Source organism: Ralstonia sp. 24A2 (genome assembly GCF_051783885.1).
GTDB lineage: Bacteria > Pseudomonadota > Gammaproteobacteria > Burkholderiales > Burkholderiaceae > Ralstonia.
Genome location: NZ_JBPVZD010000003.1, coordinates 242,001 through 266,943, shown reverse-complemented (window position 1 = coordinate 266,943; position 24,943 = coordinate 242,001). Strand labels below are relative to the sequence as shown.

18 protein-coding genes are annotated in these 24,943 nt (G+C 64.4%); 6 read left to right on the top strand and 12 right to left on the bottom strand.

All coding sequences use genetic code 11. From position 1 onward, the window contains the following. Positions 1 to 59: 59 nt before the first annotated feature. Entirely contained in the window at positions 60 to 1,487 is a 1,428-nt protein-coding gene (locus tag ACS13N_RS18580) for an EAL domain-containing protein (RefSeq protein ID WP_438933097.1), read from the bottom strand. Between the two features lie 268 nt (positions 1,488 to 1,755). Beyond that, positions 1,756 to 2,664 (bottom strand): flagellar brake protein, encoded by a 909-nt coding sequence (locus ACS13N_RS18575; protein WP_438933096.1) that lies wholly within the window; start codon positions 2,662 to 2,664, stop codon positions 1,756 to 1,758. A 168-nt stretch (positions 2,665 to 2,832) separates the two neighbouring features. On the opposite strand from ACS13N_RS18575, the gene ACS13N_RS18570 reads away from it, so the two are divergent. Then, positions 2,833 to 3,267 (top strand): GtrA family protein, encoded by a 435-nt coding sequence (locus ACS13N_RS18570; RefSeq protein ID WP_438933095.1) that lies wholly within the window; start codon positions 2,833 to 2,835, stop codon positions 3,265 to 3,267. 22 nt (positions 3,268 to 3,289) lie between these two features. Here ACS13N_RS18570 and ACS13N_RS18565 read toward each other — a convergent pair whose 3' ends face one another. Beyond that, a complete protein-coding gene (locus ACS13N_RS18565) occupies positions 3,290 to 3,769 on the bottom strand; it encodes a hypothetical protein (protein ID WP_438933094.1) in 480 nt (159 codons plus the stop codon). 661 nt (positions 3,770 to 4,430) lie between these two features. Between ACS13N_RS18565 and ACS13N_RS18560 the strand changes: the two genes are divergently transcribed. Beyond that, entirely contained in the window at positions 4,431 to 5,789 is a 1,359-nt protein-coding gene (locus ACS13N_RS18560; protein WP_438933093.1) for a diguanylate cyclase domain-containing protein, read from the top strand. Between the two features lie 100 nt (positions 5,790 to 5,889). Here the strand turns inward: ACS13N_RS18560 and ACS13N_RS18555 are convergent, their stop codons facing one another. The 5 genes from ACS13N_RS18555 to ACS13N_RS18535 all read right to left on the bottom strand — a co-directional run bounded on the left by ACS13N_RS18555 (position 5,890) and on the right by ACS13N_RS18535 (position 15,958). Then, complete coding sequence (locus tag ACS13N_RS18555; protein ID WP_438933092.1) at positions 5,890 to 6,453, bottom strand: acyloxyacyl hydrolase; 564 nt, start codon at positions 6,451 to 6,453, stop codon at positions 5,890 to 5,892. Between the two features lie 270 nt (positions 6,454 to 6,723). Beyond that, the gene (locus ACS13N_RS18550) at positions 6,724 to 8,244 is read right to left on the bottom strand and encodes an AdeC/AdeK/OprM family multidrug efflux complex outer membrane factor (RefSeq protein ID WP_438933091.1); all 1,521 of its coding nucleotides are present in this window, start codon (positions 8,242 to 8,244) and stop codon (positions 6,724 to 6,726) included. Continuing rightward, the gene (locus ACS13N_RS18545; protein WP_438933090.1) at positions 8,241 to 11,348 is read right to left on the bottom strand and encodes a multidrug efflux RND transporter permease subunit; all 3,108 of its coding nucleotides are present in this window, start codon (positions 11,346 to 11,348) and stop codon (positions 8,241 to 8,243) included. Before ACS13N_RS18545 ends, ACS13N_RS18550 begins: the two co-directional genes overlap by 4 nt. Next, entirely contained in the window at positions 11,345 to 14,497 is a 3,153-nt protein-coding gene (locus ACS13N_RS18540; RefSeq protein ID WP_438933089.1) for an MdtB/MuxB family multidrug efflux RND transporter permease subunit, read from the bottom strand. Before ACS13N_RS18540 ends, ACS13N_RS18545 begins: the two co-directional genes overlap by 4 nt. Before the next feature lie 45 nt (positions 14,498 to 14,542). Next, the gene (locus ACS13N_RS18535; RefSeq protein ID WP_438933088.1) at positions 14,543 to 15,958 is read right to left on the bottom strand and encodes an MdtA/MuxA family multidrug efflux RND transporter periplasmic adaptor subunit; all 1,416 of its coding nucleotides are present in this window, start codon (positions 15,956 to 15,958) and stop codon (positions 14,543 to 14,545) included. Between the two features lie 244 nt (positions 15,959 to 16,202). Between ACS13N_RS18535 and ACS13N_RS18530 the strand changes: the two genes are divergently transcribed. The 3 genes from ACS13N_RS18530 (at position 16,203) to ACS13N_RS18520 (ending at position 18,725) form a co-directional block, all read left to right on the top strand. Then, positions 16,203 to 16,943 carry a response regulator gene (locus tag ACS13N_RS18530; RefSeq protein WP_438933087.1) on the top strand — a complete coding sequence of 247 codons (741 nt, stop codon included), beginning with the start codon at positions 16,203 to 16,205 and terminating at the stop codon, positions 16,941 to 16,943. Next, positions 16,927 to 18,213: an ATP-binding protein gene (locus ACS13N_RS18525; protein WP_438933086.1), complete on the top strand. Its 1,287-nt coding sequence runs from the start codon at positions 16,927 to 16,929 to the stop codon at positions 18,211 to 18,213. Before ACS13N_RS18530 ends, ACS13N_RS18525 begins: the two co-directional genes overlap by 17 nt. An 89-nt stretch (positions 18,214 to 18,302) precedes the next feature. Beyond that, positions 18,303 to 18,725 carry a putative hemolysin gene (locus ACS13N_RS18520; protein ID WP_438933085.1) on the top strand — a complete coding sequence of 141 codons (423 nt, stop codon included), beginning with the start codon at positions 18,303 to 18,305 and terminating at the stop codon, positions 18,723 to 18,725. Between the two features lie 73 nt (positions 18,726 to 18,798). Here the strand turns inward: ACS13N_RS18520 and ACS13N_RS18515 are convergent, their stop codons facing one another. After that, entirely contained in the window at positions 18,799 to 20,454 is a 1,656-nt protein-coding gene (locus ACS13N_RS18515) for a phospholipid carrier-dependent glycosyltransferase (protein WP_438933084.1), read from the bottom strand. A 187-nt stretch (positions 20,455 to 20,641) separates the two neighbouring features. Between ACS13N_RS18515 and ACS13N_RS18510 the strand changes: the two genes are divergently transcribed. After that, the gene (locus tag ACS13N_RS18510) at positions 20,642 to 21,601 is read left to right on the top strand and encodes a LysR family transcriptional regulator (RefSeq protein ID WP_438933083.1); all 960 of its coding nucleotides are present in this window, start codon (positions 20,642 to 20,644) and stop codon (positions 21,599 to 21,601) included. On the opposite strand, the gene ACS13N_RS18505 is transcribed toward ACS13N_RS18510, so the two are convergent. From ACS13N_RS18505 to ACS13N_RS18495, 3 genes are read right to left on the bottom strand one after another with little or no spacing between them, the layout of a single operon-like run. After that, entirely contained in the window at positions 21,595 to 22,521 is a 927-nt protein-coding gene (locus tag ACS13N_RS18505) for a 2-hydroxyacid dehydrogenase (RefSeq protein ID WP_438933082.1), read from the bottom strand. The genes ACS13N_RS18510 and ACS13N_RS18505 overlap by 7 nt on opposite strands. Positions 22,522 to 22,526: 5 nt before the next feature. After that, entirely contained in the window at positions 22,527 to 23,327 is an 801-nt protein-coding gene (locus ACS13N_RS18500; RefSeq protein ID WP_438933081.1) for a class II aldolase/adducin family protein, read from the bottom strand. A gap of 23 nt (positions 23,328 to 23,350) precedes the next feature. Then, the gene (locus tag ACS13N_RS18495) at positions 23,351 to 24,673 is read right to left on the bottom strand and encodes an MFS transporter (RefSeq protein WP_438933080.1); all 1,323 of its coding nucleotides are present in this window, start codon (positions 24,671 to 24,673) and stop codon (positions 23,351 to 23,353) included. Between the last annotated feature and the right edge of the window lie 270 nt (positions 24,674 to 24,943).

Here is a 24,943-nt window from a genome sequence, read left to right as displayed (position 1 = left end):
CCCTCAACAACAACGCCCTTCTGTTTGAGCAGAAGGGCGTTTGTTTTTGTGGTGGTGCTTCAGGGCATCAGGTCGCGTGCGCGCTCTGCAATCACGTCTTGCGTATCGTCGATCCAGCGTGCCGGGAAGGGTTGCGACAGCAGGTAGCCCTGGATTACGTCACAACGGCAGGCGCGCAGTGCCTGGAGTTGCGCGGCCGTTTCCACGCGTGTGGCCGTAACGGGCACGCCGGCGGCATGCGCTGCGGCCACCAGCTTCTGCAATGTGCCTTGATGGCGTGCATCGGCCACCGCGTTGACGACGCCCTGGTCGAGCTTGACCTGATCGGGGCGGAAGGCCTCCAGGCAATCCAAGCTATGCGACGTCGCGCCAAAATCTTCCACGGCCACACGCGCACCGCACGCATGCAGCGCGTCAATGGCCTGGCGGGCGGCGCCATTCACGCGCAGCAGCGTGTGCTCCGACACCTCGAACACCAGCCGCGTGGTCGGCACCGCATGGCGCGCCGCAATGTCCCGCACGATGTTGCTCAATTGCGGGTCCAGCAATTGCGCTACCGAGAGGTTGACCGCCGCATGCACGCTGGGCTGGTGCCGTTGGCCACCGCGGCCGGCCCGTTCGGACTCTTCACGCTGCAGGCCGGCGAGCATCTGCGCAGCGTTGTCGAGCACCCAGCGGCCTACCTCTCGGATATCGCCGGTCTGCTCCAGAATCGGCAGGAAATCGGCCGGCGCCACGCCGCCCAGCTCAGGCGATATCCAGCGCAGGAGAAATTCGTAGCCGACGATCTTGCCATCGGCCAGGCTCAGTTGCGGCTGCAGGTTCAGGCTGAACTGGCGGCGCGCCAGCGCGTGGCGCAACTGTGCAGCAAGACGCGGGTGTTCCGCGGCGGGGTCGGTTGCATCGTCTGCCGTTGCGGCATCGTCGGTACGCGGCGGCATCGCGGCGGGGGCATACAGTGCGGGGCTTTGTTCGCCGCCGTGCTGCACGTGGTAGAGCGCGCGATCGGCTTGCTCGATCAGTCGCGCGGCTTCCGTGGGCGTGCTCTCGAACAGTGTCATACCGATGCTGCACGAGCAGACCAATTCGTACCCCTGTGCAATGAACGGCCGTGTGAGCGCAGCGGAGATACGCCGTGCCAGGTCGTGCACCGCTTGCGCAGAGGCAAACTCAACCGAGGCAATGGCAAACGTTTCATGGCCCACGCGCCCTACGATCGGCGTGTAGCCATCGGCATCAGGCGTGCATAGCGCTTTCAGGCGCGCCGCACATTCGACGATGACCGCGCTGGCTGCCAGCGGCCCCAGCGTGGTGGTCGCCTCGGCAAAATGATCCAGGCCGATCAGCAGCAATGCGCCGATCGACCCCGTGGCGCCCGGCTGAGCGGGCTGTGGCATCGCTGCCAGCAGGTGGACGAATCGTTCACGGTCCGGCAATTCGGAGATGGGATCCAGACCCGATGGCGCGACCGATGTTGCGCGACTCATAAATGGGGATCGTCCTGCAAATACCTTTGAAACGGAAATGCACGGGTTTGCTCATGCCGTCATTTGTGTAACGTTGTTACAGCAAACCTTTGGGCATCATAAGCCGAAACACGGCGCGGGTGGCCGATTCCCGGCGGGTTTGCGTGGGAACCACATACGCCACTTTTATAAATTTAGCCTCAATTAATTCAGATAAAAATCAAATTAATATCGATCCGGCTGTATCTGCTTGCCTAGGTTTTGACTGTTGAGGCAACCATGCAGTGGCTTACACCATGCGTTGACCGCCCCACAGCAATTGCTCGTAAATAAAGCACTGCAGCAGCATCTTCTGTGCCGCGACCAGTTCGATGAATTCCACGCCGTACTGGTAAGTGTTGGGCAGGTCGGCCGGCTTTTCGCTGCGGATGAGCGTCGCGGCCACCAGTTCCGAGTGGTAGTCGCGCGTCTTCACGCGAAAGCGCATGCGCGCCGGCGCACCGCTGACTTCCAGCCGATGCGCCGAGCGGAACGACGCGCCGGTCGTGCTGATGTCGGAGATATGGACCATGCGCGGCGGCTCGCCGCTCACCAGCATCTTGCCGACCACGTTGGTGCGCACGCGCAGTGATTTGCGCAGCGTGCGGTTCTTGATCCGCCGCGGCGGCGATACCACGACGTACTCAAAGGGGATGCGGCACACCGCCATCACCGTGCATTCGAAACTGGCGATGCCCTCACCCGAGAACGCGTGGATCTCCAGCAGTTCGTCCTTGACCGGCATGACCGCGCGGCCGCTGTCGGTCGGCATGGTGATGAGCAGGTGACGCTGCGGGCTGTAGCCCATCACGCGTGCAGCGCCCTTGCTCTGGCCCGCGCCTGCGGTCAGGCGTACGGTAAGCATGCCGCCCGGGCGCAGGCCCAGCAGCTCCATGGCGATGTTGCGTTCGCCGTCGGGGTCTTCACCCACCATGTCGGGGAACAGCGTGTTCGGAAACTGCGTGTTGGCAAAAGCGGGCGCCGGCTGCGGCGAGCCGTCAGCCTGGCGGTGGGGGCGATGCAGCGTGAACAGCAGATCGATCTCCTCCGGCGAGTGGATGACGTCGCCTTTGGGTACGAGCAGTTGCCCGTCGGCGTCCAGCATCGGCCACGGCAGGGGGATAGCAAGCGGAATGTCGAGAGGTTGAAGTTCAAGCATGGCAATGGGGCACCCGCACCTGCGCGGGTCCCACGACGTTAAACGGCCAAATGTCACGCAACTTTAAGCGCAAAGCGCAGTTGGCGTCGCTTCCGGCCTGAGTGGCACAGGAGTTGCACGCACCGTTGCCATGATCCGGTGCAGTTTCCACTCAACGGCAGGCACGGCGTGACGACAATCCCTCGGCGGGGCTTCTGGGCAATGGCGGAGCAGTTCGCGCGCTATGTCGTGATTGGCGGCGGCGCGACGCTGGCACACTACGTCGTCCTATTCGGGTTGGTGCAGATGGGCGTTTCGCCCTGGCGAGCGTCCGTGGCTGGTAGCGTGATCGGTGCCACGCTCAACTACGTCATCAGCCGGCAGGCGGTGTTCAACAGCACGCGCGGGCATATCGGTGCGATGTTGCGGTTTGGCGTGGTGGCGTTCCTGGCGCTGGGGTGCAATGCCACGATCATGGCCATCGGCTTGGCGCTTGGCCTGTACTATCTCATCGCGCAGATGTTCGCCTCGGCCATCACCGCCATCTTCAACTTTCTGGTGCACCGGCACTGGACTTTCCGCGATGCGGCGGCCGTGGGCGGGCCGCCCGATGCATCGCGCTGAGCCGGTCAGTATGCGTTGCTGGTCAATGCCGGCTGGCGGCGCTGCGCAGGCCCGGGGTGCTTTCGGTGGTGAATGTGACTTCGCCGATGCTGTCGGTGGGGGGCGTCGGGCCTTGGTCGCGCAGGCGCTCGACTATGAGGTGCACATCGATGATGTCAGCCACGCCAGCGGCTTCCAGCGAGACAAGTGCCGCAAGCTGCGCAATGGCAAACGTATCCGCAAGCAGCGGTGTGTCGTCGTGCAGATCGCCGGCAATGCGCGTGGGTTGAGCGGCATCTGCAGCACGTGAAGAATGCTGCGCAGCATCGCGGGCACGATAGGCGAAGTACGCGTCGGCAAAGTGCACGCGGTGTGCGTCAAATACGCGCATGGCAGCGGTCAGCGCGTCGTCGATCCAGACCGGATCGATCGGCTCGGTGCCTTCGGGATCTTCGGGCAGGCCCGCCAGCTTCAAGGCGTAGCGGTGCGTTTGCGTGCCGGGGGCGACAAAACTCAATTCCATACAACCTCCCACTTGCCGCGCGTGCCCGATGGGCGTGCGTCGGCTCGCCGTGTTCGCTCGCCCCCCGGAAGCGATATCCAAGAATAGTAATGGAGCGCGCCCCCCTTTGGGCGTGACTTCGTTCTTCTGGATGATGCCTAACGCTTGTCTGCAAGTGGAAACATCCACAATGTGGAGAATCCCGCGCGCGTATCAGGCAAACGTATGCGGCGCGCGCTGCATCCTTTCGACCTAGCCAAATGGTTAGCTGTTCTATGCAGGGCGCAGGTGTAGAGTTGTCGGATGTCCGGCGTCGCCGGGCGGCTGTCGACAATCGACAGCGACAAACGCTGACGGGAATGACGCGGGGCGCGTTTCCTTCGCGTCGACTTCGAGTACGAGGGGGCCAGCATGCGCACGCGGTCTGTGTCCCCTCGCGGGAAGGGATTGCCCCGTTAACCAGCGGCTTCTATAGTCCGCCTCGATTCGTGCGCACGCAACGCGCGCGGACCGGTCTGCCAGCCACCGCCGGAGTTGCAGACCACGAGACCGGTTACGGGGATCACGCCGACCGCCACCGCACCCGCCCAACGCAAATCATGCGTTGTTGAGCACCTGGGGCGGAGTGGCCGTCATCACATCAGCCACCCCCGGACTGCCGCATTCGCGAAACTGCATCGCCATGCTTGAGGATCACCACTTGTACAAGGCTGCGATCGAACATTCGCCGATAGGGATCGGCCTGTGCGCGCCGGAGGGTCGCTTCCTCGACGTGAACCGTGCGCTATGCGCGCTGACAGGCCATGAAGCGCAGACGTTGCGCACGCGCGATCTGTTCGACCTCTGCCACCCCGATCACACCGAACGCGCGCGCGATAGCGTTGACGCGCTGCTCTCCGGCCAGAGCGAAGCACTGTCGATGGAAACCCGCTTCGTGCGCCAGGATGGCAGTACCGTGTGGGTGCAGGCAGATCTCGCGCTGGCGCATGAGAATAGCGGTGCCAGCACAAGCAAACACCTCATCGTGCAGGTGCAGGACGTGACCGCACGACGCCTGGCGTTGGAATCATTGCGCGCCTCTGAGCAACGTCTGGCCTACGTGCTCGATGGTGCTGGCCTGGGGACCTTCGATTGGTCGACGCGGGCGCGGCACGTGTCGTTCAACCGGCGCACGGCCGACATGCTTGGCTACGAGCCCGAGGATCTGCCCAACGATCCTGATGCGTGGTTTTCCATGGTGCATCCGCAGGATGCGTCGCTGAGTGCGCGCCGCATCTATCGCCATCTGCGCGGCGACGTCGAGAGCTTCGAAGTTGAGCAACGCATGCGTGGCAGCCACGGGCAATGGATCTGGATTGCCGCGCGCGGCCGCGTGACCGAGCGTGATGCACGCGGCCTGGCCACGCGCGTGAGCGGCACGCTGCTCGATGTGACCAAGCGCCGCGCCATGCTTGACCAGGCGCATCACCTTGCGCTGCACGACCCGCTGACCGACTTGCCCAACGCGCGCCTGCTGCGTGATCGGCTGTTCGTCGCCATTCAAACCGCACGCCGTGCACGCGGCCAGGTTGCCGTGGTCTTTATCGACCTCGACCGCTTCAAGCCCGTCAACGACGAATATGGCCACGGCGTGGGCGACCTCGTCCTCAAGGCCACGGCCATGCGCTTGCGCAGTGGCCTGCGTGCGTCCGACACGGTGGCGCGATTGGGGGGCGATGAGTTTGTCGCCATCCTTACGCACTGCGCCACGCGCGATGATGTCGAGCAGACCATCGAGCGGCTGATCGATCAGCTGCAGGCGCCGTTCCGCGTGGAGGGCCACGTGCTGTCGATGGGGGTGAGCGCGGGTGTTGCGCTGTACCCGGGCGATGGCCGCGATGCCCAGACGTTGATCCGCAATGCCGATGCCGCCATGTACGAAGTCAAGCGTGCCGGCGGCAATGGCTTCGGCTTTCATGCCTCGCTCAACTATGAGCGCCTGATGGGCATGCGATCGCGCGATCGCGATCATGATCTTGACGGCGAGGCAGATGCGCGCTGATCTGGCATCCATCAGATCCGGCGTACAAAACGAAACGGCCTGTCGCTGGGACAGGCCGTTTTGCCAAGTGCCAATGCGGGCATAGGCCCGCTCAAGCGACTTAGAACGTGTAGCGAAGGTATAGCTCGTTCAAGTCCGTACCCGGGTTCGGGCGCTTGATCGACGCGTTCGAGAGGTGCTCGAAGCGGTAGCCGACCTGGAACTGTTGCTTGCTGCCGAAGGCCACGCCCACGCCGATCATGTCGGAGAACTGGAAGGCCGTGCTGAAGTTGTGCTCATCCGACGTGCGGGTGTGGGACAGCAGGCGCGGGCCGATACCGGCTTCGATGAACGGCACCCACGAGCTGCCGCGCTTTTCAATGCGGAACAGCGGCGTCACGCCGAATTCGGTCAGGTTCTGACGGTTGGTGCCCTTGGTCGAGCGCCATTGGCCGAGTGCAACTTCCCAGTCCAGGTTTACGAACCAGCCTTCCGGGTTACCCCAGTGGAAACCCGAATCGAAATCCAGATCAACGCCGTACTTCTCGATGCCATGGCGGTTGTCCTTGCCGTAGATGACGCGCACGGACGGATCGGCCTGGGCGGGCAAGGCAGCGAACAGCGAGGCGGCGCCGAGTGCGGCAGCCATCAGCTTGGCGGAACGGGGAAGTGTCGATCGGATCATCAGAGAGAGCGGCAGAAGCGGTTGTGCAGCGCGCGATTTACGGCAACAGCAGCGGCCGGCCACGCGCGCAGCGGACATGGCGGCAGACAAACAGACGACCGTGACAGCGATTGGGCTAACGCAATTTACGCGCCCAACGCAATCAGACTAGGCTTAAAAAAGTCTGACGATTATAGGGGGAATACCCGCGCTGCGTGCGCAACCTGACGCGCAAGGGGACATTGCCGGCGGCGAAACGTCAGCCGCCGGCAACAGAGAGGAGGCAGGGATTTACTGCGCAGCAGGCACAGAAGCGGGTTGTCGTGCAGCCTGGCCAACCACCGGCACCTCGCCGTGCCAGCCGCCGCCGAGCGCCTTGACCAGCAGCACTGCCGCCGAATACTGCTTGCCCTGCAGGGTGAGCAGCGTGCGCTCGGCGTTGTAGGCGGTTCCTTGCGCGGTGATGACCTCCAGGAAACTGACGGTACCCGCGCGGTAGCGGTTGAGGTTGAGCTGTGCGGCTTCCTGGGCGGCCTTGACTGCATCGGCTTGCACGTCAAATTCCTTGGTCTGCCAGCGCAGGGCCGCCAGGTTGTCTTCAACGTCCTGGAACGCACCCAGCACGGTTTGGCGGTACGAGGCCACCGAGCCGTCGTAGGCCGCACCCGCCTTGTCCAAGGCGGCCGAGCGTGCGCCCCCATCGAACAGCGTCGCGGCCAGTGTCGGGCCGATCGACCAGATGCGGCTGGGCAGTGTTGCCAGGCGCGAGAGCGTGTTGGCCGACAGCCCGGCCGAAGCGCCGAGTGTGAGCGTCGGGAAGAAGGCCGCCTTGGCGACGCCGATCTGGGCGTTGGCGGCAGCCATGCGGCGCTCGGCGGCGGCCACGTCGGGGCGGCGCTCCAGCACGGCGGACGGAATCTCCAGCGGAACAGTCGGCAACGCCGGCAGTTCATACACGTTGGTTGCCTTTGACGGCGCCAGCGAGAACTCCGCCGGTGGCTTGCCGATCAGCACGGCAATGGCGTGTTCGAGCTGGGCGCGCGTGACTTCGGTGTCCAGCAGCAGCGCTTGCGCCTGCTTGAGCTGCGTTTGCGCGGTCAGCACATCGGAGCGCTGTGCCATGCCCACGGCGTACTGGTTCTCCGTGAGTTTCAGGAAGCGCTCATAGTCGGCCACGGTACGCTGCAGAACGGCCTTCTGCGTATCCGTAACCAGCAACTGAAAATAGTCCTGCGCCAGCGTGGCCTGTGCTGAGAGCAGGGCGGAGGACAAGTCCCCGGCACTCGCTTGCGCGCTCGCCTTGTTGGCTTCCACGTTGCGGCGGATGCTGCCCCACAGATCCAGCTCCCAGCTTGCGTTGAGCGACAGGCTTTGCGAGTTCTGCAGGCTCGGGTTGCCGACCGACAGGCTGCCATCGGAGTTGACCGTGGTGCGCACCGAGCGGCTGCGTGTGGCCGATGCGCTGGCGCCCAGCGTCGGGAAGAACGCTGCCTGCGCCGATTGCACCAGCGCCTGTGCCTGGCGGTATTGCGCTTCCGCTACCGCGATGTTCTGGTTGGCTGCTGCCACCTGCTCTTCCAGCGCGTTCAACTGCGGGTCGTTGAAGATTTCCCACCACTTGCCGCGGGCAATGGCGTCATTGGGCGTGGCGACTTTCCAGTCGCCGGCTTCCTTGTACTGCTGCGGCACCTCGGTGTCGGGGCGCTTATAGTCGGGGCCAACCGCACAGGCGGTCACCAATGCACAGGCAGCCAGCGCGAGCATGCGCGGCAGCAGGCGGGGTGTGCGGCGGGCTTGGGTGCCTCTTGTCATGTTGAGCTTCCTTGCGAATCCAATGCGGGCAACGGTGTGTCTTTGCTGCGGCCAGCGCGGCGCAGCCGCAGGCGGTCCAGCGCCAGATAGACCACCGGCGTGGTGTAGAGCGTCAGGATCTGGCTGACCAGCAGCCCGCCGACGATGGAGATGCCCAGCGGCGTGCGCAGTTCCGCGCCGTCGCCGTGGCCGAGCGCGAGGGGCAGGGCGCCGAGCAGTGCGGCCATCGTCGTCATCAAGATCGGCCGGAAGCGCAGCACGCAGGCGTGGAAGATCGCATCCGCCGGGCTCATGCCCTGGCTGCGCTCCGCCTCCAGTGCGAAGTCGATCATCATGATCGCGTTCTTCTTGACGATGCCGATCAGCAGGATCACGCCAATCAGCGCGATGATCGAGAAGTCCGTATCGGTAATGATCAGCGCCAGAAGCGCGCCCACACCGGCCGACGGCAGTGTCGAGAGAATCGTGATCGGGTGCACATAGCTCTCATACAGCACGCCCAGCACGATGTAGATGGTGATGAGCGCGAACAGGATCAGCACCGGCTGGCTGGAGAGCGAATCCTGGAACGCCTTGGCGGTGCCCTGGAAGCTGCCGTGCACGGAGGTCGGTACACCGATGCGGTTCATGGTGTCCTGGATGTCCTTGGTCGCGCCCGACAGCGACGCCCCCGGCGCCAGGTTGAACGAGATCGTACTGGCCGCGAACTGCCCCTGGTGGTTGACCGCCAGCGCGGTGTTGGTCGGTTCGTAGTGCGCGAAGGTGGACAGCGGTACCTGAGCACCGGCCGATGTGATGACGTAGATGTCGCGCAGGCCTTCGGGGTTCTGCCAGTACTGCGGCGCGGCCTCCATCACCACCCGGTACTGGTTGAGCGGGTTGTAGATGGTCGATACCTGACGCTGGCCGAATGCATTGTTCAACGCGTTGTCAATATCAGCCGGATTGATGCCGAGCGACTTGGCCTTGTCGCGGTCGATCACGAGCGTGGTCTGCAGGCCCTTGTCCTGCGTATCGGTGTTGACGTCCGTCAGCGACTTGACCGACATCAGCGCTTGCTTGATCTTCGGGTCCCACGTGCGCAGCTCTTCCAGGTCATCCGCCTGCAGCGTGTACTGGTACTGCGCATTGCTGGCGCGGCCGCCCACGCGGATGTCCTGCACCGATTGCAGAAACAGCGTGGCCCCCGGCTCCTGTGCAAGTTTGCCGCGCAACCGGTTGATGACCTGATCGGCAGAGAGCTTGCGCTCTGCCAGCGGCTTGAGCTGGAGGAACATCTGCCCGGTGTTGCGCTGGCTGCCGCCTGTGAAGCCCACCACGTTCTCCACCGCCGGGTCTTGCCGCACGATGGTGATGAAGTCCGTCAGCTTGGTCCGCATGGCCTGGAACGAGATCGCCTGGTCGGCCTGGATGAAGCCCATCACACGGCCCGTATCCTGCTGCGGGAAGAAGCCCTTGGGCACGATGATGTACAGATAGACGTTCAGGCACACCGTCGCAAACAGGATCAGCAGCGTGAGCCAGCTATGGCGCAGCGCCCATGCCAGCGAGCTGCGGTACATGTCGAGCAGGAAGGTGAAGAAGCCTTCGGTCTTGCGGTGGAACCAGCCGTACTCCTCCTCGTTGGCGGGCTTGAGCAAGCGCGCGCACATCATCGGCGTGGTGGTGAGCGACACCACCAGCGACACCAGAATCGCCACCGACAGCGTGACCGCAAATTCACGGAACAGCCGGCCGACGATGCCGCCCATCAGCAGCAGCGGAATGAACACGGCAATCAGCGAGAAGCTCATCGATACGACTGTGAAGCCGACCTCGCGCGCGCCCTTGAGCGCCGCCTGCATCGGCCGCATGCCGTTCTCGATATGGCGTGAGACGTTTTCCAGCACCACGATGGCATCGTCGACCACGAAGCCGGTCGCCACCGTCAGCGCCATGAGCGAGAGGTTGTCCAGGCTGTAGCCGCACAGGTACATCACTCCAAAGGTGCCGATGAGCGACACCGGCACCGCCACGCTGGGGATGAGCGTGGCCCGCACGTTACGCAAGAACAGGAACACCACCATGATCACCAGCGCAATAGAGAGCACGAGCGTGCGTTCCACGTCCTTGAGCGAGGCGCGGATGGTGGGTGTGCGGTCCATCATCACGTCCAGGTTGATCTGGGCGGGAATGGTGTTGCGCAGGTACGGCAACGTTTCGTTGATGGCGTCGACCGTGTCGATGATGTTGGCGCCAGGCTGCCGGCTGATGATGAGCAGCACCGAGGGCTTGCCGTTGGCCGAGCCGTAGTTGCGGATGTCCTGCACGCCATCGGTCACCTCTGCCACGTCGGACAGGCGCACCGGCGCACCGTTTTTGTAGGCAATGATCAGCGGCTTGTATTCCGCCGCCTTCTTGGCCTGATCGTTCGCGAAGATCGTCCACACGCGGTCGCCGGATTCCACCATGCCCTTGGGCCGGTTGGCATTGGTGGAGGTGATGATGGTGCGCACGGTCTCCATCGAGATGCCGTACTTGTTGAGCGCCGTCGGGTTCAGCTCCACGCGCACCGCCGGCAGCGATGCACCGCCGATGGTCACCTGGCCCACGCCCGAGACTTGCGACAGCTTCTGCGCCAGGATGCTCGACGCCGCGTCATACAGCTCGCCGCGCGACATGGTGTCTGACGTGAGCCCCAGGATCATGATCGGCGCATCGGCCGGGTTGACCTTGCGATACGTTGGGTTGCTCGGCAGGCCTGAGGGCAGCAGGCTGCGCGACGCGTTGATGGCTGCCTGCACATCGCGTGCCGCGCCGTCGATGTCGCGCGACAGATCAAACTGCAGCGTAATGCGCGACGAGCCCAGCGAACTGGACGACGTCATCTCCGTAATGCCCGCAATGCGGCCGAGCGAGCGCTCCAGCGGCGTGGCCACGGTGGCGGCCATCGTCTCGGGGCTGGCACCAGGCAGCGATGCGCTGACCGAGATGGTCGGGAAGTCCACTTGCGGCAGCGGCGACACCGGCAACAAACGGAACGCCGCCATGCCCGCCAGCGCCACGCCAATGGTCAACAGCGCCGTGGCAACCGGCCGCGCGATGAAGGTGGCGGACAGGTTCATGACTGGCTGCCGTGTTGATCGGTGCCCGGCGTGCCGCGGCCACGGGAGGCAGCACGGCGTTCACGCCAGTTGCGCAAACGCAGGCCCAGGCTGTCGAACGCCAGGTAGATGACCGGCGTGGTGAACAGCGTCAGCACCTGGCTGACCAGCAGGCCGCCCACCATCGTGATCCCCAGCGGCCGGCGCAGCTCCGAGCCCACGCCGGTGCCCAGCATCAGCGGCAGCGCGCCCAGCAGCGCTGCCATGGTCGTCATCAGAATCGGGCGGAAGCGCAGCAGGCACGCCTGATAGATGGCGTCGCGCGGTTTCATGCCTTGCTCGCGCTCGGCCTCCAGCGCGAAGTCGATCATCATGATCGCGTTCTTCTTGACGATACCGATCAGCAGGATGATCCCGATGATCCCGATGATGCCCATGTCCTTGCCGGCAACGAGCAACGACAGCAGCGCGCCCACACCGGCCGAGGGCAGCGTCGACAGGATTGTCACCGGGTGGATGGTGCTTTCGTACAGCACGCCCAGCACGATGTACATCGTGATGATGGCAGCCAGGATCAGCCACAGCTGGTTGGACAGAGCGGCCTGGAATGCCAACGCCGCGCCCTGGAAGCTGGTCGCCATGCTGAGCGGCAGACCGATTTCCTGCTCGACGGCCTTGATGGTCTCAACTGCCGCACCTAGCGACGCACCCGGCGCCACGTTGAACGAGATCGTGGCTGACGGGAACTGGCCTTGGTGATTCACCACCAGCGAGCCCGGTTGCTCGACCACCGTGGCAAAGGCGCCCAGCGGAATCTGCTGCACGCCTGATCCGCCCGCGCCGCTGGAAGGCACGTGCAAGTCGTACAGCGATTGCGGGCCGGCATGCATGCCCGGATCGTTCTCCAGCACCACACGGTACTGGTTCGACTGCGTGAAGATGGTCGACACCAGCCGCTGGCCGTAGGCGCTGTACAGCGCACTGTCGACTGCCGCCATCGTGATGCCATACACCGCTGCCTTGTCGCGGTCCACCTGTACGTAGGCGCGCAGGCCGTTGTCCTGCAGATCGCTGGCGACGTCGCGCAACTCGTGTGTTTGCTTCAGGCGCTCGACCAGCTTGGGCACCCACTTCGACAGGTTGGCCGGGTCCGGGTCTTCCACCGTGAACTGGTATTGCGTGCGGCTGACGCGGTCTTCAATCGTCAAATCCTGCACCGGCTGCATGTATAGCGAGATGCCCGCCACCTTGGCCAACTCCGGCTGCAGGCGCTGGATGATCTCGCTTGCATCGGCGTCGCGCTGGTCCTTGGGCTTGAGGTTGATCAGCATGCGGCCGCTGTTGAGCGTGGTGTTCGTGCCATCCACGCCGATGAACGACGACAGGCTCTCCACCGCCGGGTCTTTCAGCACCACCTCGGCCAGCTTCTGCTGGCGCTCGGCCATGGCCGAGAACGAGATCGACTGCGATGCATCCGAGATGCCCTGGATCACGCCCGTGTCCTGCACCGGGAAGAAGCCTTTGGGCACCACCACATACAGCACGCCCGTCAGCACCAGCGTGCCGATGGCCACCAGCAGCGTGCTCTTCTGGCGGTCGAGCACCCACTGCAGCATGCGGCCGTAATGCGCGATGACGTTGTCGAAGAACGCACCAGCAGCGTGATAGAAGCGGGTCTGCTCTGCCTCGGGAATGTGCTTGAGCAGGCGTGCACACATCATCGGCGTGAGCGTGAGCGACACCACCGCCGAGATCAAGATCGACACCGCCAGCGTGATGGCGAACTCGCGGAACAACCGGCCCACCACGTCGCCCATGAACAGCAGCGGAATCAGCACTGCAATGAGCGAGAACGTGAGCGAGATGATGGTGAAGCCGATTTGCTTGGAGCCCTTGAGCGCCGCCTCCATGGGCGGATCGCCGTCTTCGATGTAGCGGGCAATGTTCTCGATCACGACGATCGCGTCATCCACCACGAAACCGGTGGCAATGGTCAGCGCCATCAGCGTCAGGTTGTTGATCGAGAACCCGGCCATGTACATCACGCCAAAGGTGCCCACCAGCGACAGCGGCACTGCCGCAGCCGGAATGAACGTAGCCGGCACGTTGCGCAGGAACAGGAAGATCACCATCACCACCAGCGCCACAGCCAGCATCAACTCATGCTGCACGTCAGTGACGGAGGCGCGGATGGTCGTGGTGCGGTCGGTCAGAACCGCCACGTCGACATTGCCCGGCAGTGTGTCCTTGAGCTGTGGCAGCAGTGCCTTGGCACGATCCACCACCTCGATCACATTGGCGCCCGGCTGGCGCTGCACGTTCAGGATGATGGCGGGCGTGGCGTTGGCCCAGGCGGCCAGCTTGCTGTTTTCGGCACCGTCAACGATCTGTGCCACGTCGGATAGTCGGATGGGCGCGCCGTTCTTGTAGGCAACGATCATCTTGCTGTATTCCGCCGCCGATTTGAGTTGATCGTTGGCGTCGATGGTGGACGCTCGCATCGGCCCGTCGAAGCTGCCCTTGGCGCCGTTCACGTTGGCCGTGCCGATGGAAGTGCGGATGTCATCGATCGACAGCCCCAGCGCCGCCAGTGCCGACGTGTTGGCCTGGATACGCACCGCCGGCCGCTGGCCGCCGCTGATGCTCACCAGGCCAATGCCCGGCAGCTGCGAAAGCTTTTGTGCGATGCGCGTGTCGACCAGGTCTTCCAGCTTGGGCAGCGGCATCGTCTTGGAGGTGATCGCCAGCGTCATGATCGGCGCATCCGCCGGGTTGACCTTGCTGTAAATCGGCGGCATCGGCAGGTCGGTCGGCAGAAGGTTGCCGGCGGCGTTGATGGCCGCTTGCACTTCCTGCTCGCCAATGTCGAGCGAGAGCGACAGATCAAACTGCAGCGTGATGACCGAGGCACCGCCCGAACTGGACGACGTCATCTGCTTCAGGCCCGGCATCTGGCCGAACTGCCGCTCCAGCGGTGCCGTGATGGCCGACGTCATCACGTCCGGGCTCGCGCCTGGGTACAGCGTTGTTACCTGAATGGTCGGGTAGTCGACCTCGGGCAGCGCGGAGAGCGGCAGCATCCGGTACGCCACCAGGCCCGACAGCAGGATGGCGACCATCAACAGGGTGGTCGCCACGGGCCGGAGGATGAAAATTCGGGAGGGATTCATGCCAGCTCGGAAAGGACTTCGTCAGGCGAGTGCGCGAGGCACGGCTTACTGCTTAGCGGCAGGCGCACTCGCAGCGGGCGCCGAAGCGCCACCCTGGCCGCGGCGATGACGCCCACCCTGGTGGGCCTGGCCCGCGGCAGGCGCGCTTGCCGCGTTGGCCGCACCGGGTTGGATCACCTCCACCGGTGCGCCATCGCGCAGCTTGTCGGCGCCGTCAATGACCACGCGCTCGCCGGGTTGCAGACCGGAGGTGATCGAGACGCGCTCGCCTTCGGTCACACCCAGCTTGACCACGCGCAGCGTCACATTGCTGTCTGCGCCGACCACGTAGACGAACGTGCCTTGCGTGCCGCGCTGGATGGCGGCACCCGGCACGATCACCTGATCGTGCAGCGTGTCGACGCGCATGCGCACGTTGACGAACTGGTTGGGGAACAGCGCGGCATTCTGGTTCGGGAACTGCGCGCGCAGCTTGACCGTGCCCGTGGTGTTGTCGATGGTGTTGTCCACCGTCATGAGCGCGCCGTGCGCAAGTACGGTGGTCTGGGCGCGGTCCCACGCTTCCACCGGCAGCCTATCGCCGGATTTCAGGCCGGATTGCAGGCGCGGCATCACCTTGGGCAAGCTGTCTTCCGGGATGGAGTAGATGACGGTGATGGGGTCGATCTGCGTGATGACGACGATGCCGTTGGTGTCTGACGCATGCACGATATTGCCCGGGTCCACCTGACGCAGGCCGACTCGGCCCGATACCGGTGCGGTAATGCGCGTGTACGAGAGCTGCACGCGTGCATTGTTGACATTGCCCTGGTCCAGCTTGACGGTGCCTTCATACTGCCGCACCAGCGAGGCTTGCGTATCGACCTGTTGTTTGGCAATCGAGTCTTGCGACAGCAGCGTCTGGTAGCGCTGCAGGTCCAGACGTGCGTTCTGCAGCAGTGCCTGGTCGCGTGCCAGTTGGCCCTCTGCCTGCTCAAGCTGGGCTTGATACGTGCGCGGGTCGACTTCGGCAAGCAGATCACCAGCCTTGACCGTTTGACCTTCCGTAAAAGCGAGGCGCACGAGCTGACCATCAACGCGTGTCTTGACCGTCACGTTGTTGATGGGTGTGACGTTGCCCAGTGCGGAGAGCACCACGTTGATGTCGCCTTTGGCGGCGGAGGCCACCATCACCGGCATCGGCTTGTTGGCCATGGCTGCGCCGCGGCCGCTCGGGCCGCCTCGGCCTGCGCCACCGGGGCCGCCGGCATTGCGGTGCGTTGCGTGATAGACCGCATAGCCGATCAGCACCAGGATGACGAGCACCACCCAGATGATCCAGCGTCGGCGCTTGCCGCCTTCGCGCGGAGGCGGCAGCAGCGTCGGCGAGACTCCATCGCGCGTCTCGTGCGTGCCGTGCTCCGCATCTTTGTGGCCGGCATTCTTATTGTTGCCGCGTTCAGGGTCCATCGCCTCGGACATGTCGTGCTTCCTGGTTGGATCAATATGGGGACGAGCGCACATGATACTCGGCGCCCACTCCAGTCAGACCGCAGCTTAAGGGCATCGTCTTTGCGCAGAATTAGTCGCGCAGCGGGTTGTATTACGTCAGATTACAAACCCATTCTGTTGTTACCGCGAGAAACAATATGGCGTCAGTGCGTAGGCGCTTCGCGCGCGTGACAATCGTTATCATGAGCACACTTTCAAGCGTCTTCCCCCAGACATGAGCGGCACCAAGATCCTGGTCGTCGATGACGACGTCGAACTGCGCGACCTGCTGCGCGAATACCTGACCCAGCAGAGTTTTGCCGTGTCTGTCATGCACGATGGTGACGGCCTGGCCGCCCGGCTCGAGCGTGAGCGCCCGGCGCTCGTTGTGCTCGACCTGATGATGCCCAAGGTGGACGGCCTGTCGGCCCTGCGTGACCTGCGCGCCCGCAACGACGACGTGCCGGTCATCCTGCTCACCGCCCGCAGCGACGAGATCGACCGCATCATCGGCCTGGAGATCGGCGCAGATGATTACCTGGGCAAGCCGTTCTCGCCGCGTGAACTATTGGCACGCATCAACGCCGTGCTGCGCCGTCGCCAGGCGGTGCCGGCCTCTGCGCCGGAAGACCGCGACAGCTTTGCGTTCGGCCCGTTCAAGCTCAATTTCCGCATGCGCACGCTGTTCCGTGGGGACCGCGCCCTGTCCATCAGCGACACCGAGTTCGCGCTGCTCAAGCTGCTGATTGCGCATGCCATGCAGGTACTCACGCGCGAGCACATCGTCGAGCTGATGTACGGCCCGGGCAGCGGCGTGTCCGATCGCGGCATTGACGTGCAGATCTGGCGCTTGCGCCGTGTGCTGGACGAGGACGCTCAGCGCCCGCGCTACATCCAGACCGTGCGCGGCCGCGGCTACACCTTCGTGCCGGATGAGCGAGAAGAGCAGGAAACGCACGATGAAGTTCAAGGCTAGATTCGACACGCTGTTCGGCCGGCTGGCCGGGCTGATCGTGGTGGTGCTGGTGCTGAGCCATTTCTCGTGGCTTGGCGTGCTGCGCTCCGAACGGCGCGAGCGGCAGTACCAGGCGTCGGTTGATCAGATGGCGTTCCAGTTGCAGGCCTTCCAGGCGGTGATGGATGGTCACCTGCGCGCGAAGCTGCCTGACCTGGTGGTTGAAACCAGTGAGGCGCCGGCCGGCGATGCGCTGTCTGCATCGGATAAATCCACCGAGCTTGCGCGGCAGCTTGCCCGCCGCCTGCCCGCGGGCACGGAGTTGCGATTGGAGACAGCGGCCACCCCACGGGTGTTCGTGCGCTTTCCGCAGCGCGACAAATGGATCGCCATGCCGCTCGTATGGGTGCATGCGCCGCCCACGATCTCGGCTGTCGTGCCGGGAGTGATGGTGGTGCTGACAATTGCCATTGCGTTCTCATTGTTTGCGGCGTGGCAGATTCAGCGTCCGGTGCGTGCGCTGGCTGACGCCGCTGGAGCACTGGCCCGTCGACGCTACGTGGCCCCGCTCAAGGAGCGCGGCCCGTACGAACTGCGCCAGTTGACCGATCAGTTCAACCACATGGCCGCCGATCTGTCGGCCACCGATGAAGAGCGCAACACCATGCTGGCCGGCATTGCGCATGATCTGAAAACGCCGCTATCGCGCCTGCGCCTGCGCGCCGAGATGCTGGCCGACCAGAAGGCCGGCGCCGGCATCGAGCGCGATGTCGAGTCCATGTCGGCCATCGTCGAACAGTTCCTTGCCTATGCGCAGAGCGGCGACAGCGAGGCGCGTGAGGTGACAGTCGACCGGCACCTGCGCGGGTTGGTGCAGCCATTTGCCGAGCAGGGCAAGCACGTTGCGCTGGACTTGCACGCCGGAGACCGCTTCCGCCTGAAGCCGACGCACCTCGAGCGCATCGTCGTCAATCTGCTCGACAACGCGTTTGCCTACGGCGCGGCGCCCGTCAACGTCTGCACGGCGTCTGACGAGCTTGGCTTTACGTTGACGGTGGAAGACCACGGCGCGGGTATCCCCTCGGCCGATATTGATCGGGTGATGCGCCCGTTCGTCCGCCTGGACCCGGCGCGCGGCGGCAATGCGCACTGCGGGCTGGGCCTGGCGATTGTCGACCGGCTGGTGCGGCACCTGGGCGGCGACCTGTCGATCGGGCCGGCTGCAGGCGATGCACCGACGCCGGGTTTTCGCGTCACCATGCGGTTTCCCGTGCCGGCTGCGGCAGCCTGACACACGGACGAGCGATTTCGTAAGCTATCCTTAGGTGCTCATGCACGCTTGTTGCGTGCGCAGGACCAGAACCCTCGGGAGGAAAACGCATGGATCGCGCTGTTTGTCTCGCCAACGTCATCAAGGATACCGGCCAGGGCCGCAGGATTGCCGTTGTTGCTGCATTGATGCTGGCATTGGGACTGACGGCCTGTTCATCGCCCATGCCGCCCTGGCAACCGCCGCAGACCACCTTCCAGCCGGCACCGCCGCCGGTCTCGCCTCAGCCTAAACAGCCGCCGATTGCGCGGCCGGCGCAGGTGGCGCCGGCTATGCCGCCTGCCGGCACGACAACCGAGCCGCCGCGCTCCAATGTCGGCATGGCCAACCCGGCGTCGGAGTACTGCCTGCAGCGTGGCGGGCAGCTTGAGTTCTCCACCCGCGCCAACGGCGCCGAAATCGGCACCTGCGTGAGCCCTGGCGGTGACGAATGCGAAGAGTGGGCCTTCCTGCGCGGCAGTTGCACCTGGTAAGACCGCTCGCATCATGGAAACAGGGCCGCAGATGCGGCCCTTTGTTTTTGCATTGGTGAGACGTCGGGCGTGCTTACCGGCGCGCCACCACGACCTTGTCGGCAGATTCCGCCACCAGCCGCATCGGCACGCCGGCGGCCTGCAGCTTCTGCCACGTTACGCGGCGCATGAAGGCGTAGGCGGGCGGGCCATCGGTCCAGCGCTTGATCCATTCGTCGGTGGTGGCAACGACCTTCTTCGGCTCCAGGCCGGCACCCATTTCCAGCTCGTCGAAACCGGAAACCAGCGTCATCGGACGGCCCAGGTAGTAGATGGCGGTCTGGTCCAGCCACTCGACCGAGTAGAACGGCATCTCGGCGGGAATCGGCCCGACGGCCTGTTGCGTCTTCTCGATGAGGTCGCGCGCGGAGAGCGCATCGCGGAAGATCTCGGTAGCGTTGAGCACGCGATCCCAGCAGAACAGGGCGGAGAGCGACAGCACGATCACCGCCAGCGTGTGCCGCTGCCAGCGCAGGGCCAGCAACGCTGCCAGCGTGCCGACGGCCAGCATGGCCATCACGCTGCGCAGCACCGGCATGGCTTGTGCCACCTGTTCGGCCGGCATCTTGGCACCGGCCTTCGCGCCGATCAGGGGCACCGCAAACCACAGCCCGATGGCGATCAGCAGGTTGACGCCAAGCGCCCATGCCACGGCGCGGGTTGGCATCTTCTCCAGCGCCAGGGCCAGGATGATCGCCAACGCCGGGAAGGCCGGCACGATGTAGCCTGGCAGCTTGGAGCTGGAGACCGAGAAGAACAGGAAGATCATCGCCGTCCACGCGATCGACCAGCGCATCAGGTCGAACTCCCGCGTACCGACAAATAGATCGGCCACGCGACCGATACGTCTGCCCATGGCCGTGAAGAGCAGAGGCGTCCACGGTAACAGCCCGGCCGCGCCCACCGCGATGAAGTACCACCACTTGCCGCTGCGATGGTGCTCGTTGGTGAGGAAGCGCTGGAAGTGCTCGTGGATGAAGAAGAAATCGAAAAACTCGGGATTGCGCTGCTGCACGATCACGAACCACGGCACCGTGGCGATCAGGTACAGCGCCAGGCCCGGCAGCCAGTGCATGCGGCGGATCAGCGACCAGTCGCGCGTCATCAGCAGATAGGCCACGCCGATCAGCCCCGGCACCACCAGCCCGATGAGCCCCTTGGTGAGCGTGGCGCCGGCCAGCGCCAGCCAGACCACCAGCATCCAGCTCAGGCGCCCACCACGTGTCACGCCTGGCCGCTGCGCCAGCGCAAAGCCGCACGCGCCAACAGTCAGGAAGAAGCCCACGCCCATGTCGAGTGTGATCACCTGCCCGAACAGCAAGTACAGCAAAGACGATGCGAGGATAGCCGCGCCGGTTGCCGCCGCGCGTCCACCGCGATAGACCGCCAGCGTCCACGCCGTCATCAGGATGCCGCCCAGGCCAAACAGCACTGGCCATAGACGCGCGCCCCAGGCATTCACGCCGAACGCCTGGAACGTGGCGGCCGTCGTCCAGTACTGCAGGGGCGGTTTTTCGAAATACTTGAGATCGTTCAGGCGCGGCGTCACCCAATCGCCGGAGACCACCATCTCACGCGGGATCTCCGCATAGCGGCCTTCATCAGGGCGGAACAGGGTGGAGCGCTGGAACAGGTCGTCCGTCCAGAGCGCCAGAAACACGGCGATGAGCGCGACGACAATCAACACCATCCACGGTGAACGGCGGGAAGGGGGGAAACTGCGAGCAATACGAGATTCCATGCTGGGGGTAAACTTAACTTCGCGGGCACGGTCGGAAAGGCTAGGATTCTAGTTCATGCCGGGTTAGCCCATGGTTAGCCGCTGGCATATGGCTTGCATTGGCCAAATCCTTCCGAACCCCTACGCAACACGCCGCATGAGCAAGGCCAAGCTCGACACCTACCTGAACGATCGCCTCGACTGGAATTTGCTGCGCACCTTTCTCGCCATTGCGCGGGAGCGCAGCATCAGCCGCGCCGCTACGCGCCTGCACCTGACGCAGCCCGCCGTGAGCCAGGCGCTCAAGCGGCTGGAAGATCAACTCGGCCTGCAACTGATCGACCGCCAGGCCAACCCCATTGCGATCACCCGCGCGGGCGAGGAAGTCCGCCAGATTGCCGAGGAGGTATACGGCACCATCTCGCGTCTGTCGCAGGCGAGTGGTGAGGGTGGGCATGGGATCGCCGGCATGGTGCACGTGGCCATTGTCAGCGGCTTGGACTTTCCGGATTACGATGCCTTTCTGGGGCGCTTTCATCGCGACTACCCGCGCATCGAACTCGAATGCCAGGAGATGCGCAGCGCCGACGTGGTCCGCAGTCTGGAGTTGCGCACGGCCACGCTGGGGCTCTCACCCAAACGCGCGCTGCCGAAGAAGATCGAGCACCGACTGTTTCTGCGCCAGCGCTACGCCCTGTTCTGCGGGCAATACCACCCGCTGTTCGGCAAGGCCGATGTGCAGATTGCCGACCTAGCGGGCGAGAAGTTCGTCTCGTTCACCGGTGACAAGATCGGCGATCCGCTCTCCATGCTCACGTTCTTCCGCGATGAAATGGGGCTGACTGGCCCGGTGGTCGGCTCATCATCGAGCATGTGGGAAGTGCGGCGGCTGATCGTGGCAGGCTTCGGCATCGGCTGCCTGCCCGAACACGTGGCGCAGGACGATGTGGATCAAGGCCGCCTGCAGCGCTTGCCGCCCGAAGGCGGTGTGGCTGATGTCGACATGCACCTGCTGTGGATGGCCGATCGCAAGTTCAGTGCGGCGGAAGCGGCGTTCCTGGAAGCGCTGCACCACTTTATCGATGCGCGCTATCCGGAAGCGGCAAGCGGTCAGTAGCCGCGGGACACGTCGACGACGTTGGCGAGCGCCTCGCCGTTGAGCAGGCGCCGCACGTTCTGCGCGATCTGCAGGCCGATGGTGTCGGAGCTGGCGACTGAGGCCATGTGCGGCGTGACGATCAGGTTAGGTGCACGCCAGAGCGGGTCATCGGCCGGCAGTGGCTCGTTCGGGAATACATCGACGATGGCGCCGCCGAGATGGCCGCTTTGCAGCGCTTCCAGCAAGTCCGCAGCGACAAGATGCTCGCCGCGTCCAACGTGGATCAACTTGGCGCCCGGCTTGAGCCGCGCGAAGGTGTTGCCATTCAGCAGGCCGCGCGTGGTATCGGTGAGCGGCAACAGGCAGATCAGGATGTCGGTCCCTTCCAGGAACATCGGCAGACCCGCTTCGCCGCAATACACGCCAATGCCAGGCAGATCACGCGATTGCCGCGCCCAGCCTCGCACGTTGAAGCCGAGGCGATGCAGTTCTCCTGCCACGTGCGAGCCGATCTCTCCCAACCCCATCACACCAACGGTGCAGGTCGACGGGTATCGTTGTTCCGGCCGGAACCACGTTGCGCTGCGCTGGTTGGCGAGCACGCGATCCAACTGCCGGTGGAAATGCAGCACGCCCCAGGTGACGAACTCCGCCATGCCGCGCGCGTGCTGTGGGTCGACCACGCGGCACAGCGGCACGGCGGGCAGCGTCGGGTCGACCAGGATGTTGTCGACGCCAGCGGCGATGCTGTGCACGAGGCGCACGCGCGGCATGGCAGCGATGGCGCCTTCCGGCGGGTTCCAGCACACGGCAATTTCCGCGTCCTGAGCGGCCGGTTCGCCGTAGATGTGCACGTCCAGCTCGGGTGCCGCGCGCAGGATGGACGGCACCAAGTGCGACATGTCGTAGTCGCGGCTGATGAGGGCTAGGGTGGTCATGCGCATCAGCTCCGATAGTCTGAGCTGGAGGTGTCGATCAGGCGCAGCGCCGCAAGCCATGCACGGCGTGCGATGACGGGCGATTCCTCTCGATTGAACTGCGCAGCGGTGCGTTGGCGCACTTCCTCGGGCGGAAAGCGCAGCGGTGTGCCGCCGGCCAGCGCCTGAACCTGCGCCTGGCAAGCGCGCTCGAGAAAGTAGATTTCGTGGAAGGCGTCGGCGGCCGTTGTACCGCCCGCCAGCAGGCCATGGTTGCGCAGGATCATCGCCTTGTGCTGGCCGAAGTCGTGCACAAGGCGTTCACGCTCGCCCAGGTCCAGCGCGATGCCTTCGTAGTCGTGATACGCCAGCTTGCCGTAGAACTTCAGCGCGTGTTGACTGATCGGTAGCAGGCCATGCTCTTGCGCGGAGACCGCAATGCCAGCCGCCGTATGCGTGTGCACCACGAAGTGCAGATCGTCGCGCGCAGCATGGATGGCCGAGTGGATCGTGAAACCGGCTGCGTTGACGGCGTAGTGCTCTGGGTCGGCACCCGCGCGTTCGTCGATGACGTTGCCGTCCAGATCGATCTTCACCAGGTCCGATGCGCGCATCTCTCCGAACAGCACGCCGTAGCGGTTGATGAGGAAGGTCGGGCGGCCGTTCTCGTCGGGCAGGCGTGCGGTGATGTGCGTGTCGATCATGTCCGTCATGCGGAAATGGTCGATCAGGCGATACAGCGCGGCCAGATCGGTGCGGACCTGCCATTCGATTTCAGAGAACGCCGCCGGGCGGCGCGTGTGCAGCGAAACGTGTTGGGCTTCCATGGGAATACGTATGGAGGTGGACATCAGTTCGTGGCGAGCGCCGCCGCCTCTTCAGGCTGCTTGCCGTCGCGATAGCGGCCCAGGCCGATGATGCCGATCAACGAGATGGCGGAGAGCACGGTAAAGAACAGCGCCAGCGGCAGCCATTCGCCCTTGTAGCGCTCGGCCAGCATCGTGCCGATCAGCGGCGTGGTGCCGCCGGCAATCATGGTGCAGACCTGATAGGCGATCGAGATGCCGGAGTAGCGCACGCGGGTTGGGAAGGCCGGCGTCATGAAGCCCGCGATGACGGCGTACACGGCGGAGAGCGTGACCACCGCCAGCGTGATGCCCGCCACCATCGCTACCGGGTTTTGCGTGCTCACCAGCAGGAACATCGGATATGGCGTGAGCATCGAGATGAATGCAGCCCACGTCAGGAAGCGTGTGTCGCCGTAACGTTGCGCCAGCAGTGCCGACACCGGCTGCGACAGCAATTGCAGGATCGTCACGACGAACAGGCAATCGAGAATCAACGCCTTCGACATGCCCAGGTACGTGGTCACGTACGAGATCATGAAGGTGTTGGTGAAGAAGAAGCCTGCCGAGCCGATGGTGGTGGCCATGGCAGCCAGCACGATGGGGCGCCACGCCGTGCGCAGCACCTCGCCCACGGGGTTTTTGAGCACCTCATTGTTCTGCTTCATGCGCTCGAACTCGGGCGATTCCTTCACACCCATGCGGATCGCCACGCCCACGAGCAGCAGCACGAAGCTCGCCAGGAAGGGCAGGCGCCAGCCCCAGGTGATGAAGCTCTCATGGTCGAGCGACGACACCAGTCGGAACGACAACAACGACAGGATCAACCCCACCGGGCTGCCCATCTGCGGGAACGAGGCGAAGAACACGCGCTTGGCCTTGGGCGCATGCTCACTCGCCATCAGCACCGCGCCGCCCCATTCACCGCCCACCGCAATGCCCTGCAGCACGCGCAGCAGCACCAGCAGGATCGGTGCCCAGACGCCGATGGTCGCGTAGCCCGGCAGCAGGCCGATGCCCGTGGTGGCAATGCCCATCAGGAACATCGTCACCAGCAGCATCTTCTTGCGGCCGATGCGGTCACCCAGATGGCCGAACACGGCGCCCGACAACGGCCGCGCAATGAAGCCCACAAAGAACGTCGCGAACGACGCCATCGTGCTCAGGAAGTGGTTGCTGCTCGGGAAGAACACCTCGCCCAGCACGAGCGCGGCGGCCGTGGCGTAGGTGTAGTAGTCGTAGAACTCGACGGCGGTGCCGATGAAAGCGGCAGTGGCCGCGCGTACTGGCTGGTGCGTCACGGTGGGTGACTGCGATGACTGTGACATGGGGCGTCCTCCTTTATTGGGCGTGCCCGCTGCCACGCTGCCGGCGTTCGTGCGCCGGTCTGTGCCGTGGAGGCGGGGTGTCGGTCGTCAGCCGACGCCGCCATTTATGCGCATCAATGCAGATGCCGGCAAATTCGCATTTTTGATTCCCCATATTAGCCGCGCTTATGCCCTTGAGTTGGGCGCTGGCCGCTGTGATTGCGCCATCGCGGTGCGAGCGCTTGGCAGGCCCATGGCCTCACGCATGCTTCGCGCCAATGGTATTTGCCT